At 57.3% G+C, this 12,263-nt stretch carries 14 protein-coding genes and 1 riboswitch; of the genes, 8 read left to right on the top strand and 6 right to left on the bottom strand.

The window, feature by feature from the left end; genetic code table 11:
- Positions 1-3: 3 nt before the first annotated feature.
- Both cobW and AGA_RS04500 read right to left on the bottom strand, forming a co-directional pair.
- The gene (gene cobW / locus AGA_RS04505; RefSeq protein ID WP_059023214.1) at positions 4-1,056 is read right to left on the bottom strand and encodes a cobalamin biosynthesis protein CobW; all 1,053 of its coding nucleotides are present in this window, start codon (positions 1,054-1,056) and stop codon (positions 4-6) included.
- Positions 1,053-1,493 carry a DUF1636 family protein gene (locus AGA_RS04500; protein WP_059023213.1) on the bottom strand — a complete coding sequence of 147 codons (441 nt, stop codon included), beginning with the start codon at positions 1,491-1,493 and terminating at the stop codon, positions 1,053-1,055. Before AGA_RS04500 ends, cobW begins: the two co-directional genes overlap by 4 nt.
- A gap of 175 nt (positions 1,494-1,668) precedes the next feature.
- Positions 1,669-1,903: riboswitch (cobalamin riboswitch) on the bottom strand.
- Positions 1,904-2,082: 179 nt separating this feature from the next.
- On the opposite strand from AGA_RS04500, the gene AGA_RS04490 reads away from it, so the two are divergent.
- The 3 genes from AGA_RS04490 to AGA_RS04480 all read left to right on the top strand — a co-directional run bounded on the left by AGA_RS04490 (position 2,083) and on the right by AGA_RS04480 (position 5,580).
- The gene (locus AGA_RS04490) at positions 2,083-2,556 is read left to right on the top strand and encodes a MarR family winged helix-turn-helix transcriptional regulator (RefSeq protein ID WP_059023211.1); all 474 of its coding nucleotides are present in this window, start codon (positions 2,083-2,085) and stop codon (positions 2,554-2,556) included.
- A complete protein-coding gene (locus AGA_RS04485) occupies positions 2,540-4,807 on the top strand; it encodes an FUSC family protein (RefSeq protein WP_059023210.1) in 2,268 nt (755 codons plus the stop codon). The genes AGA_RS04490 and AGA_RS04485 overlap by 17 nt, the downstream gene beginning before the upstream one ends.
- Before the next feature lie 173 nt (positions 4,808-4,980).
- Positions 4,981-5,580: an acetate uptake transporter gene (locus AGA_RS04480; RefSeq protein ID WP_059023209.1), complete on the top strand. Its 600-nt coding sequence runs from the start codon at positions 4,981-4,983 to the stop codon at positions 5,578-5,580.
- 78 nt (positions 5,581-5,658) lie between these two features.
- Here AGA_RS04480 and AGA_RS04475 read toward each other — a convergent pair whose 3' ends face one another.
- A complete protein-coding gene (locus tag AGA_RS04475) occupies positions 5,659-6,678 on the bottom strand; it encodes an enoyl-CoA hydratase/isomerase family protein (protein ID WP_059023208.1) in 1,020 nt (339 codons plus the stop codon).
- A gap of 62 nt (positions 6,679-6,740) precedes the next feature.
- Here AGA_RS04475 and AGA_RS04470 point away from each other — a divergent pair, with 62 nt between their 5' ends.
- Positions 6,741-7,235: a flavin reductase gene (locus AGA_RS04470; RefSeq protein ID WP_059023207.1), complete on the top strand. Its 495-nt coding sequence runs from the start codon at positions 6,741-6,743 to the stop codon at positions 7,233-7,235.
- Between the two features lie 48 nt (positions 7,236-7,283).
- Positions 7,284-7,415, top strand: coding sequence for a hypothetical protein (locus AGA_RS14305; RefSeq protein ID WP_264811591.1), 132 nt, complete (start codon positions 7,284-7,286; stop codon positions 7,413-7,415).
- 28 nt (positions 7,416-7,443) lie between these two features.
- Here the strand turns inward: AGA_RS14305 and AGA_RS04465 are convergent, their stop codons facing one another.
- Genes AGA_RS04465 through AGA_RS04455 form a run of 3 tightly spaced genes read right to left on the bottom strand, consistent with a single transcriptional unit; the run spans position 7,444 to position 9,952 of the window.
- Positions 7,444-8,238 (bottom strand): metal ABC transporter permease, encoded by a 795-nt coding sequence (locus tag AGA_RS04465; RefSeq protein WP_059023206.1) that lies wholly within the window; start codon positions 8,236-8,238, stop codon positions 7,444-7,446.
- Positions 8,238-9,044: a metal ABC transporter ATP-binding protein gene (locus AGA_RS04460; protein ID WP_059023205.1), complete on the bottom strand. Its 807-nt coding sequence runs from the start codon at positions 9,042-9,044 to the stop codon at positions 8,238-8,240. Before AGA_RS04460 ends, AGA_RS04465 begins: the two co-directional genes overlap by 1 nt.
- Positions 9,041-9,952, bottom strand: a complete 912-nt coding sequence (locus AGA_RS04455; protein ID WP_059023204.1) for a metal ABC transporter solute-binding protein, Zn/Mn family — start codon at positions 9,950-9,952, stop codon at positions 9,041-9,043. Before AGA_RS04455 ends, AGA_RS04460 begins: the two co-directional genes overlap by 4 nt.
- A gap of 123 nt (positions 9,953-10,075) precedes the next feature.
- On the opposite strand from AGA_RS04455, the gene AGA_RS04450 reads away from it, so the two are divergent.
- From AGA_RS04450 to AGA_RS04440, 3 genes are read left to right on the top strand one after another with little or no spacing between them, the layout of a single operon-like run.
- A complete protein-coding gene (locus AGA_RS04450; protein WP_083503541.1) occupies positions 10,076-10,645 on the top strand; it encodes a Fur family transcriptional regulator in 570 nt (189 codons plus the stop codon).
- Positions 10,645-11,163: a hypothetical protein gene (locus AGA_RS14035; protein WP_231946010.1), complete on the top strand. Its 519-nt coding sequence runs from the start codon at positions 10,645-10,647 to the stop codon at positions 11,161-11,163. Before AGA_RS04450 ends, AGA_RS14035 begins: the two co-directional genes overlap by 1 nt.
- A gap of 27 nt (positions 11,164-11,190) precedes the next feature.
- On the top strand, positions 11,191-12,222 hold the full coding sequence (locus AGA_RS04440) for an asparaginase (RefSeq protein ID WP_059023203.1): 1,032 nt from the start codon (positions 11,191-11,193) through the stop codon (positions 12,220-12,222).
- Positions 12,223-12,263 lie beyond the last annotated feature (41 nt).

The raw sequence follows: 12,263 nt of genomic DNA, 5'->3' as shown, positions 1-12,263 counted from the left end.
CTCTTACGCGGCCAACTGGCCGGCAAGGGCTTTGGCAATGGCGGTTGCGTCCAGCCCTTTCTGGCCGATCACCACAATCCGTCCCGAACGCTCTTCCGTTGGGCCAACAGGGCGGTCAAATTCATGCCTGAAGCGGCTCCCCACCCCTTGCACCGCCAGCCGCATGGGCTTTTTGCTGACTGTGGCAAAACCTTTCATACGCAGGACATCAAACCTGCGCGCCGTATCCTGCAGGATAGTCAGGAACTGATCGACAGTCTGCTGTTCGGGCACCACAACCACAAAACTTTCAAAGTCATCATGCTCATGCTCACCATCTTCCGCATCATGGTGCGAGGGGCGGGCAGCCAGATCACCCTCGGCGGCGGCACCAATGCCCAGCAGCACAGCCGGGTCCACTTTTCCTTCAGATGCACGCACAATCTGCACCGGCCGGGGAGCGTGTTCCCGAATTTCCTTTTCAACGGCATCCAGTTGTGCTGCGTCCAGCAGGTCTGTTTTGTTCAGCACCACCAGATCGGCTGCGTTAATCTGGTCTTCAAACACTTCGGCCAGTGGATTGTCATGGTCGAGGGAGGGATCTTCCGCCCGCTGTGCTTCGACTGCCTGCGGATCATCCGCAAACCGACCAGCAGCAACTGCGGGGGCATCCACCACCGCCACAACCCCATCCACCGTCATACGGTTGCGCACGGTTGGCCAGCCAAATGCCTTGAGCAGCGGCTTGGGTAACGCCAACCCCGATGTTTCGATCACAACGTGCTCAGGCGGGTCTGCCCGATCCAGCAGGGCTTCCATGGTGGGCAAAAAGTCATCCGCCACGGTGCAGCACAGGCAACCATTGGTCAGTTCGACAATATCTTCCTCCCGGCACCCTTCCACGCCACACCCACGCAGAATTTCGCCATCAATCCCAAGAGAGCCGAATTCATTCACCACTACGGCAATGCGGTGCCCTTGTGCGCGGTTGAGCAGATGCCGGAGCAAGGTGGTTTTACCCGCCCCCAAAAACCCGGTGATAATGGTCACGGGGACACGTGTTTTGGCAGCAGTCATGGTTCTTCCTGTTCATTATAAAGCAGTGCGGGCACGCGCCCCAGCACCATGTTGGCAAGGGATGCGGGACGGCGGGATGGCATGACAGTCCCTTTGGCGGATGCTGCATATAAACGCGCATAGGCCAGAATATCTTCTGCTTTTTCTGCTCCCAGATGGCCAAGCAACCATGTCCATCGCCCCTCCATCGCTATGGCCGCCGTACACCCCCGGTCGCACGCAGCCAGACAGGCCACAGAGCGCAATACGGCGGAAGGTGCCTCGCCCGCCTGCTGCTCTGCCGCCAGCAGGGTTTGCAACCGTTCCAACAACTGCGCACCCGGCGGGCAGTCCATGGCCGGACCACCCCGCCTGCACGTAACGCACACATGCAGCACTGGTAAGCCGACATGCTCGGCCTGACTGGGGGATGAAAGCGAAGAACTCTCTGCGGTCATGCGTCTTTCCAACAGGCTATTGCTCCAGCTTGTGGAACAACGGCAGGCATGGGGCAGTCACAACCAGCCCTCTGCCACGCATATGGCAAAGAAAATGCACCATCTGGTACATCCGTGCCTGCCGGGCACCCCGCCAGCAAACAACGCCAGAACACAACCGCCCCCGCAGGAACGGCTTTACATACTTGTGATGGCAGGTCTCCTGGCTTGTACCCAGCCCCTCCAGCCTGTGGCTGGTGCACGGCGGCGTTCCGCACCTTCCCGAATCCGGACAGGACCCAGTGGTTGACCCGAGGCACAGCCCCGGCGGAACGTGATGAATACTTACAGTTGCGGGGGCAGCGACGGTCTTGCACCGATCTTCCCTTTTCACCCCCGGATCAGGGGGCACCATCAAGTGGCAGGATGATGCGCACAAAAACCGCGCCATTTCAAGGCAGCCGCCATGATGCCTAGCCATACCGGATGGCACGAACGCTCCACCCCACAACCACCAGACACGGAACATGATTGACCCGGACGAGGCGTTTGTTTATTTTGCGCAAATAATTTCTATATCAACTATAATGACCCTAATTTGTGAGACAAGATGACTGAGCCGCGCGCCATGCCTGAGCTGGACGAAGCGCATTTTCCCGGTATGGCTCTCACCTTCAGGGTGATGCGTCTGGCAATGCTGTGGCGCACACGTCTGGACCGCGCCCTGCGTCCACATGGTATGACGCTAGCCGTCATGCGGCCCATGGCTTACCTGCGTATGCTGCCAGAAGGCGCCACCCAGCGTGACCTTGCCCAGACCATGAACATAGACTGCTCGGCCCTGGTGCGTGTTCTCGACCTGCTGGAAAAACAGAAGCTCATCATCCGCCAGCCCGATGCACAGGACCGCCGTGCCAAACGCCTGTTTCTGACAGACGCAGGCAAGGAACAATGCAGGCTGTTCCACCACATTGCCGCCGATCTGGAGCGGGAGATACGTTGCGCCCTCCCGCCAAGCCAGACCGATCTTCTTATCCGTTCACTCTCCACCCTACTCGAAGCGCAACATGTCCACACAATCTGACCTGCCCGCCGCACCCGGCACGCTCCTGCAATGGGTCAACAATCGCTTGGCTCCGGCTCTGTTTGCCAACGACGCCCAGTGGAACAGCTTTGTCGCCACGGCGGGCTATACCGCGCGGGTGTTCCTTTCCATCGGTATTGCCCTTTTTCTGGCCTTTGTGTTCCAGCTCCAATCCCCACTCAGTGCGGCCACTACGGTGCTGATTGTAGCCAACCCCACGGTTGGGGCCATGGTTTCCAAAAGTGTGTGGCGTATTATTGGCACAATCATTGGTGCTGCGATCAGTGTCGGGGTTATGGCTGTTTTTGTGCAGTCCCCGGTTCTGTATTTTGCCGCTTTGTCCGTTTTTGTCGGTCTGGCCTGCATGGTGGCAACATTTTTGCGGTTTTTCCGCGCTTATGCGGCTGTGCTGACAGGCTACACCATTGTTATTATTGCGGCGCCAGCTTTTGCCAACCCTGACGGCATTTTTCTGTCCGCCATGAGCCGCCTCTCCGTTGTGGCAACGGGTATTGTGGTCACGGCATGTGTGTTCATGGTCACGTCTCCCCGCAAGCCCAGCACCGTCCTCCACAAGCTGGGGCAGGCCTTCCGGGACACGGTTCTACATGCCAGAACCTTTCATAAAGCGGAAAGTGAGCGTGTTTCCCCCGATGCGTTGGAAACAACCGTTATTAACACGCTGGAAAGACAGGAACAGAAAACAGAAAGTACAAACACGGCTTTTCGTGGACTAGGGCAGCCTATTTATGATAGCCGCGGCAAACTGCTGGCCAATATGGCAAGCCTGACCCCAGCCATAGAATTTGCTGCGGCCGATGATCCGGACATGCAGAACCGCGTACGGAATCTGCGCCTGTGTCTGAGCCGCCTGACGGGCCTGATTGTCAGCTACCATCCTTACTGGCTGACCTTTTCCGCCGGGGAGGAAGAAACCCGTTCCGTCCACCTGCTTGTTGCGCAAACACTTGGTCGTGTTCTGCAACTGACCGAACAGCCCGACTGGCTGACCAACGCAACCCCGCTTTCCACCTGCCTGCATGATGCGCTCAAAACGCTGGAACAACTTGCACGCCAGACCTCCAACCCCGCCACACTGGCAGCGCTGGACAACACGCGTGATGCGCTGGTGCAAATGGATCTGGCCCTGCATGACCTCACCAGCCTGCACCCGGACCGCACACAGGCCAACATCCAGACTTACCTTGAGTGGCCAACAGCTTTGCGCAATGGCGTACGTGGGGGCTTTATTGCCCTTCTGGCCGGGATGCTCTGGTATGTTCTGCACTGGAGCGCCGGGCCGCTGCTGATCATCTACACCGTTGCCGCCTCCAGCCTTTTGTCCACCACCCCCTCGGCAGCCAAGGCCAGCCCCATGATGGCGGCAGGCACCATGCTGGCTATTCCCATGGGATTTTTGTGCCATACGCTGGCCCTGCCGCGCATAGACGGCTACCCCCTGCTCTGGCTCAGCCTGTGCCTTTTCCTTATGCCGGGCGTGTGGCTACAGTTCCACCCGCGCTACAGTATTGGCGCGTTTGGTTATGCCGTGTTTTTTACCATGATGCTCTCGGTCAATAATCCGATTGTGTATGATGACATGACGCTCACCAACAACTGGATGAGCATGGTAGCAGCCTGCGCCCTGCTGGCTGTCGTTTTTCGGGTTATTCTACCGGCCGACCACAGGTTGGATGCAGCCCGACTGGTTACGTCCCTTACCCGCAGTATTCAAAAACTGGCCCGCACCCCCTATGACCGCACAGAGCCATGGGTGGCGTGGGAAGGCCTGCAACTACAAAAAATATCCCGCCTGATGATGCGGCTTTCCTTTATTTCCACCAAAATAGACCGGCAGGGCTATACGGATGCCGCGTTTGCCTCGCTTTCTCTTGGCAGGCTCATTGTGCGGCTTAAATGGAATGCAGCCCACGCCACACTGGACCCGCAGGCCCATGCCGCGTTGGAAAACGCCTTTGGGGCTTTTGCGCAATTACGTCATGCCCCGGCAGAAACGGCGAGTGCGCTCAGGCAGGCCGCCCTTGCCATACGCACCATTCCAACCGGAGAAGCGGGGTTATCCCTGACTCGGGATCGGACCTTGTCCTGCCTTGAGCAGGCCGCCAGCATTATTCTCTCAACCCCCGGTTTTTTTCATGACCACGGCCCTATCCAGCTAGCAGCAGATGCGCCACAGGCAGCCTTCCCTGTTTCAGCCCACCCTACACCACACCCGCACTTTACTGGATAAACACAACAAAATTACACCAATACTTTAAAAAACACATTTTAGAGAGCACATAACTCTATAAAATCATTTAATAAATTGTTATTTATGGCATTAATATATTTTTTATGGGAACCTAACCAAACAAACCCTCTTATAAACGAGCCATTACCTTAATTTACATAAGAAGAACCAACATGGCTCAAACCGACTTGACGCACCCAACATCTCTGCGCGCCAACCCGGCCCCTCTTGGCCTTATGGGATTTGGCATGACCACTATTCTGCTCAACCTGCATAATGCCGGGCTTGTACCCATGGGGTCCGCCATTCTGGCCATGGGCCTGCTCTTTGGCGGCATTGCCCAGATTATTGCAGGCATTCTGGAATACGGCGTAGGCAACACTTTTGGCATGACCGCCTTTATTGCCTACGGTGCCTTCTGGCTAACACTGGTTGCCCTTATTGCCATGCCCCACACTGGCATTGTACCTGCCAGCTCGCCCCAACTGGTGGGGAGCTACCTGCTGCTCTGGGCGCTGTTCACCTTTGTCATGTTTTTGGGCACCCTGCGGGCCACACGGGCGCATCAGGTCATTTTTGGCACATTGGTTATTCTGTTTATTCTGCTTGGACTGGGAGATCTGCTGGGCCAGCCGGAGCTGACCTTGATCGCGGGTTACGAAGGGCTGATCTGTGGCCTGTCTGCTGTCTATCTGGCTGCTGCAGAAATTCTGGAAGCACAGTTTAAATACTCCGTCCTGCCAGTCGGCCCCCATACGCACGCAACCGCCTGAACAGGCCAGTTACACTCAACAGGGTCATTTCCTTTAACGCCGCACACCGTGGAAAAAGGAATGACCCGCTTTTTGCAGTCAGGCTACCAGCACAGTCTCCAACGCGGCAACATCCACCGCCGCCAGCATAGCGGGCTGCCAGAGAGGTGCATTGTCCCGGTCAACAAGCCGCGCCCTTACGCCCTCAATAAAGTCCGCCCGACCCAGCATATACCGCACCAGCCGCCCTTCAATGGCAAAGGCTTCCTGCAAGGAAGAAGCCCGGCGGGACGCCTGCCAACCATACCATGCGGCAAAAATGGACGTTGGGCAGGCGCGCGAAATATCCTGCAAATCCGCTTTGGCCGTGCTGTTGTCCGAACTCTCCAGCCCCCGCACAATCTGCTCCAGACTGACCGAAGTATCGTACTCGCCCAACGTGCAGGCATCCGTTGGCACAGCCCATGGCCGGATAAGCGCAAAAACATCCTCTACCGGCCGCAGAGCCAGAAGGCCACGTAGGTCATCCAGACTGTCTGACGGTACTATATGGTCCGCAAACCCCATGCTTACGGCCTCTACCCCATTCATGCGCCCTCCGGTCAGCGCAAGCCGCAGCCCCGCTCCACCCGGTGCGCGAGACAGAAGCCAGGACCCACCTGCATCGGGCACAAGCCCTATGGAGGTTTCGGGCATGGCGACAATGGATCGCTCGGTAACAACCCTGTAACGGGCATGAGCACCCAGCCCGACCCCGCCCCCCATGGCGATACCATCCATAAATGACACAACAGGTTTGGCATACTGCGCAATGTGCAGCATGGTCTGGTAAACACGGTTCATCAGATCAAACGCGGCATCAGGCCCCTGCGCCAACAGGGCATCCCTTATGGCCTTGAGGTCCCCCCCGGCGCAGAAGGCCCGTGGCGTACTGCTTTCAATCAGAACAACATGCACTGCCGGGTCATGCCGCCATGCCTGCAACGCCCGCTCAATGCCTGTTGCCATTTCCAGATCAACCGCATTCAGGCGTTTGGGCTTATCGAGCGTGATGCACCCCAAATGCCCCCGCCGGGCTGTTCGCACACACGCAGTACCGGAAAGGGCGTCCTCGATCATTGCTTTCCTCTTTATTTCATGCACAAACACGTAGCCATCAACCGTTGTGATGAGGACAGCAGATGTTGGCTCCGGAGACCAGTGCCTATCGTGAAGCTATGGCCAGACTGGGTGCGGCCGTAAATATTGTAACAACAGGAACACTGGATAACCCGGTCGGATTCACTGCATCTGCCGTTTGTTCTGTTACCGATACGCCACCCACATTGCTGGTCTGTTTGAATCGCAGCAGTCGTGCACGCACCGCCTTTTATGAGGGTGGGGCATTATGCGTCAATGTTCTCGCATCCAGCCAGCAAAACCTGTCCAACCATTTTGCCAGCCCCAACAGCATGGCCGAGCGGTTTGCCGCAGGACACTGGCAGACACTGGCAACCGGTGCCCCCGTATTGCAGGAGGCCGTGGCCACGTTTGACTGCCTGATCAACCAGATTGTGGAGGTTGGCACCCATAGTGTCATTTTTGGTGTCGTGCAGGGTATTTTATGCCACAGTAGCGCAGAGGGGCTTGTATATTTCAACAGGAGATACCACGCTCTTCCTTATCATCAGGACTAAGGGCCGCAACAAGGTGCGGCTCCCCTGTGCAGAAAAGGAGCATTACTGATGGTCCGTAAATCTACCCAGAGCCGTGCACTTGCCATTCCTACGACACGCAACCAGATGGTTCTTGCCCTGTATGCGGCACTCACTGCCGCTGTTGTTATGGGCACAGGCCTGAACTGGCTGCTGACTTAAAAATCCTGTCGTGCGACCTGCCCGGGTGCTAACGCCCGCGCAGGTAAGCCACGCCGTTTGCCACCGCAAACACCACGCTCCCCAGCAGCGCAATCCAGAACGATGCTGGGCAATCGGTCAGCCATGACAGGTAAAGCCCACCCCATGCCTCAAACAGGGCTAGGCCAAAGGCTACCGCCATGCCCTGCAAGGGGCCAAAACCCAGCCGCAGACTGGCAGCGGCTGGCGCTACCATAAGCGTAAAGACCAGCAGAACCCCGGTAAGCTGCGAGCACATGGCCGAGGCAATTCCCACCAGCGCAAGAAACAGCACATCCAGCAGACGCAGGTTCACCCCGTTGGCCTCCGCCACTTCGGGCTGGAGGGAGGCAAACAGCAAAGGTCGGCTCAGCATGGCAAGGCTCGCAAGGCACCCAATGGCAAGAGCCGCCAACCAGTAAAGGCTTGAAGAGGCTATACCCAGAATATCCCCAAACAGCAGAGCCGTGGCCGCCCCTGTGGAATGAGTGAGGAAGTGCAGGCACAAGGCCCCCGTCCCCATGGCGAGTGACAGCACAAGCCCGATCATAACATCCCGCCCGACAAAGCGGTCGCTAGCCACACCCATGCCCATACCGCTGATAACCGCGCTCAGCCCGAACCCGGCAAACGCTGGTTCCCCTACCAAAAGGGCGGCAGCCGCACCGGCAAAGCCGACATGGGACAGGGCGTGACTGGCAAAACTCTGCCCACGCAGAACCAGAAACCACCCCACAGGCCCGCAGACAAACGCCGCCAGAAAAGCCGCAGCAAACGCCGTGCGCATAAACTCGTAGGCAAACATCAGCGCGTATGCTCCGCACAGTCACAACAATGGAGCGTATCCGCCCCACCATCCGCCACAACAAACAGGCGGCCATCGGCCCTTACAACCTCAACTGGCGCACCATAAAGCGCTGTCAGGGCTGGAGTCGTCATAACATCATCCACATTCCCCAGCAGCGCCTTGCCGTGCGCCAGATAGAGAACGTGGTCCATAAAACCCATAAGAGGGTTAATATCATGGGTGGAAAACAGAACCGTCAGTCCCCGCTCTCGGGCCAGATCATAAATGCGGCGTGTTGTCTCCCGCATACGGGCGGGGTCCAGACTCGCCAGTGGTTCATCCAGCAATAGAATACGTGGCTGACCCAGCAGAGCCTGTGCCAGCAGCAGCCTTTGCCGCTCCCCACCGGACAGAGACATAACGGGACGTTCTGCCAAGTCCCTTGCATCCACCGCATTCAGAGCCGCATCCACCTCTGCCCGCGCACGGGCGGAATACCACGGCATTCCCCAACGCCCCCCACGCAAAGCCGCCGCGACCACATGCCACCCGCTCAACTGCCCTGCGACCATACGGCGCATCTGGGGCATATAACCCACAGGCATATGCCCTTTGCCGCACGGTTGCCCTTCTACTAACAGAGTGCCCTGCTCTGGCGTGTTCAGCCCCAGAATGGTGCGGAACAGGGATGTCTTGCCTGCGCCATTCCCCCCCAGCACTGCCACAAAACTGCCCGGTGGAATGGCAAAGCTGACATGGTCCAGCACCCGCTGCCCACCATATGAAACACTGAGCTGATCAGCCTCAATGGCTGGTGTTATCACTGCTGCACCCCAAGCAACTGGCCTGTCTGGGACAGAATACCATGCACCCAGACCTGCCAGTGCTGCCTTGCGGGAAGCATTTCAGACAAAGGCAGGGTAGGCACCTTGGACTCCTGCGCCAGTTCCAGCAGATGCCGGACCGATGGTTCTTCCACCTGCTGGTTATAGACCAGCATTTTCAGGCGATGCTCTTTCAGGTCACTTTCAAAGGTCGCCACGGTGGAAGGGGCCGGTTCCACATCATTCATAATGGCAAGCTGGTAAGCCTGTTCATCCATCTGTAGGCCCAGCAGATCTGCCAGCGGTGTAAACAGTGGCTCGGTCGCGGCCACATGCATACCAGCAACATGGGCCTTCAGCAGGTTTGCGTGGGCCTGAATGGACTGGATGGCCAACTGCATTTTTTCTGCCCGGCCGGCGTACCCATCAGCATGTTCGGGGTCTATATGTGCGCAGGCCTCGGCAAAATGCTTCACAAAAGCGCTGACCGCATCCAGATTAAACCACAGGTGAGGATTTCCCCCTTCCTGCCATGGTGACCACGAATCGGCTTTAACATAGCGCGCGGGCAAAAGGCCGGAAGCCGCTACAAGCTTGTCGGCCCATGCATCGTACCCCGCACCATTTGCCACCACCAGTTCGGCCGCAGCAATCATGCGCGCATCTGTGGGGGTGGTCTGGTATTCGTGCGGATCAACCGTGGGGGAGGACAAAATAGCCACAACCCGCATATCTGGCGCTGCAATCTGGGCCGCAATATCACCCCACGTATTTTCTGCCGCCACGACCAGAGGCATGGAGGCAGCCTTTGCCGACTCCCCACCCAACCCAAGTGCGCCGACAACACCCAACGCACAAAGGGCGGTTTTCAGCCGTAAACCGTTTTTTTTCTTACCCAGAAACGCCATAGTGCCAATGCCTTAATCAATGATATGTAATATTATTACATTACTTCTCGCCATCCGTCACCTCATCCAGCATATCTGGCCTTCCGCTTCTGGCTCGTTTACGCTAGAAACAAGAGAGAACGGATGATGAACATGCAGACCAGAACACCCTCTTCCTCCCCGCCGAATGATGGCTACGGATTCTCGGACCGTATTCAGCAGCAGCTGGACCATGCTGGCCACCTGTGTGCGGAACAGGGCGGCCGCATGACCCCCCAGCGGCGTGATGTACTTGGTCTCATCCTTAGCGCGCCGTCTCCCGTCGGGGCTTATGATCTACTGGAGCAGCTTAAAACATCTGGTCGCAAACCCGCGCCTCCTACCATTTACCGCGCACTCGACTTTCTGCTTGAGCACGGGCTTATCCACCGTATTGAGCGCCTATCCGCTTTTGTACCCTGCACCCATTTACAGCATGACCATACACACGGACACACCGAGACCTGCCTGCATAGCGCTCAGTTCCTAATCTGCCGGACCTGCGGCGGCGTGACCGAAATTGCCGATGCCCCACGGGTGCTGGAAGTGCTGAAAAACATCTGTGGCAAAAAAAACTTTACCATGCAAAGCGCATCGGTCGAGGTGGAAGGACTTTGCGAAACCTGTGCAAAAGCCATCTCCCACCGTAAGGGGCCAGCCCCAACCCCCAACTAATGAAACGGCCCTGCAAGCCCGGCCCCGTGCAGCCAGACCTGCCAGCCCTGCCCAATAGCAAGGCGTGCAAGCCTGTTCGCACTGGCAAAAAAACAAACAGGGCCAAAACTGCCACCTCGCAAACCGCACAGCAGACAGACCTGTTTGCCCTGCCACTCCCGCCCCTCCCCCGCTCACACTTCATGCCGGAGGAAATCCGCCTGAGCGTTGTTCCTTCCCCTGAAAAAATACAGGCAGGTACAGATGACGGCTTTCTTTACACGGTCGTTTCGCAAGAAGATGCAACGCATCTGATGGCACACGGATTACCGCTGAACCGGCGCACACCCCTTATGTTGACGGAACGGGCGGGCATTCCCCTCTGGCTCGCAAAAATAACCGAGACAGAGGTCTACAGTGCCCACTCTTACCCTGCGGTACTTCGCCTCAAACGCTCCCTTGTTGCGCAGGCATTGGAGCAGGACCCGGACCATACGGCAGAATTTGCCATCTCGTGCTATCTGTTAAGCGGCAATTGAACCCACTTGATAATCAGGCCCAGTTTTATGACAGACGACGTTCTTCTTGCACAAACAACCCGGCACGGCATTGTTGAATCCAGCCATTATGGTGCGGCCATTGTTATGGACGCCCACGGCAAAACCGTTTTTGCGGCAGGGGATTGTGCAACACCCATTTTCCCCCGGTCCACGGTCAAGGCATTACAGGCACTTCCGTTATTAACCGAAGGTGCGGCTGACCGCTTTAAACTCCCGGATGCCGCACTAGCGCTAGCCTGCGCATCCCATCAGGGGGAACCGGAACATATTAGCGTTGCATCTGACATGCTGACCCGCACGGGGTTTGATTATGGTGTGCTGGAATGCGGCACACACTGGCCACTGGACGCCACCAGCACACGCGCTCTGGCTGCCACGGGGCAAACGCCATCCGCGCTCCATAACTGCTGTTCTGGCAAACATGCTGGTTTTATCTGCCTAGCCTGCACAACAGGGCAGGATGTGGCCCATTATGTGCGGCCCGAACACCCCGTTATGCAAACCATTGCCCGCACACTCCAAGATGTCACCGGTGTGCCGCATACTGATGCAAACAGAGCAATAGATGGATGCGCCATTCCTACATGGGCTATCCCTCTTTCCGCTCTGGCGTTGGCCTATGCCCGGTTTGCTTCGGGCGCTGGCTTATCTCCCGATCGGGCAGCTGCGGCCACGCGCCTGCGCAACGCCATTGCCAGCAACCCGTTTATGATTGCAGGCACGCAGCAGTTTGACACTCTGATTATGCAGGAACTGGCCCCCAGAGTGCTGACCAAAATGGGTGCAGAGGGCGTTATGATTGTCGTTTTACCCGAACAGGGGTTAGGTATGGCTATAAAATGCCGGGATGGCGGCGTACGCGCGGCAGAAACTGCTGCCGCAGCCCTGATTGCCCGCTTCGCTCAAATAGACAACTCCCCCGCTCTTACGCATTTTATGCGTCGTCCCCTTAAAAACTGGAACGGTCAGGTCGTGGGAGAACTCCGCGCATCCTCATTACTGGCGCAGAACTTTCTGCCACCAGAACCGATGCATTAAACCAAAATAAAAAATGCAGGCATGGCCGACCACTTTATGGG

It is taken from the genome of Acetobacter ghanensis, assembly GCF_001499675.1.
Classification (GTDB): Bacteria; Pseudomonadota; Alphaproteobacteria; order Acetobacterales; family Acetobacteraceae; genus Acetobacter; species Acetobacter ghanensis.
Note: the sequence above shows the minus strand (reverse complement) of the source record. Positions and strands in the feature narration are given on the sequence as shown.

Bases quoted from the DNA above. Each gene is read 5' to 3' on its own strand.
- AGA_RS04465 (WP_059023206.1), bottom strand. From the start codon at position 8,238: ATGTTTGCCTACGAGTTTATGCGCACGGCGTTTGCTGCGGCTTTTCTG.
- AGA_RS04480 (WP_059023209.1), top strand. From the start codon at position 4,981: ATGGCTCAAACCGACTTGACGCACCCAACATCTCTGCGCGCCAACCCG.
- AGA_RS14305 (WP_264811591.1), top strand. From the start codon at position 7,284: ATGGTCCGTAAATCTACCCAGAGCCGTGCACTTGCCATTCCTACGACA.
- AGA_RS14035 (WP_231946010.1), top strand. From the start codon at position 10,645: ATGAAACGGCCCTGCAAGCCCGGCCCCGTGCAGCCAGACCTGCCAGCC.
- AGA_RS04470 (WP_059023207.1), top strand. From the start codon at position 6,741: ATGTTGGCTCCGGAGACCAGTGCCTATCGTGAAGCTATGGCCAGACTG.
- cobW (WP_059023214.1), bottom strand. From the start codon at position 1,056: ATGACTGCTGCCAAAACACGTGTCCCCGTGACCATTATCACCGGGTTT.
- AGA_RS04475 (WP_059023208.1), bottom strand. From the start codon at position 6,678: ATGATCGAGGACGCCCTTTCCGGTACTGCGTGTGTGCGAACAGCCCGG.
- AGA_RS04455 (WP_059023204.1), bottom strand. From the start codon at position 9,952: ATGGCGTTTCTGGGTAAGAAAAAAAACGGTTTACGGCTGAAAACCGCC.
- AGA_RS04485 (WP_059023210.1), top strand. From the start codon at position 2,540: ATGTCCACACAATCTGACCTGCCCGCCGCACCCGGCACGCTCCTGCAA.
- AGA_RS04450 (WP_083503541.1), top strand. From the start codon at position 10,076: ATGATGAACATGCAGACCAGAACACCCTCTTCCTCCCCGCCGAATGAT.
- AGA_RS04500 (WP_059023213.1), bottom strand. From the start codon at position 1,493: ATGACCGCAGAGAGTTCTTCGCTTTCATCCCCCAGTCAGGCCGAGCAT.
- AGA_RS04440 (WP_059023203.1), top strand. From the start codon at position 11,191: ATGACAGACGACGTTCTTCTTGCACAAACAACCCGGCACGGCATTGTT.
- AGA_RS04490 (WP_059023211.1), top strand. From the start codon at position 2,083: ATGACTGAGCCGCGCGCCATGCCTGAGCTGGACGAAGCGCATTTTCCC.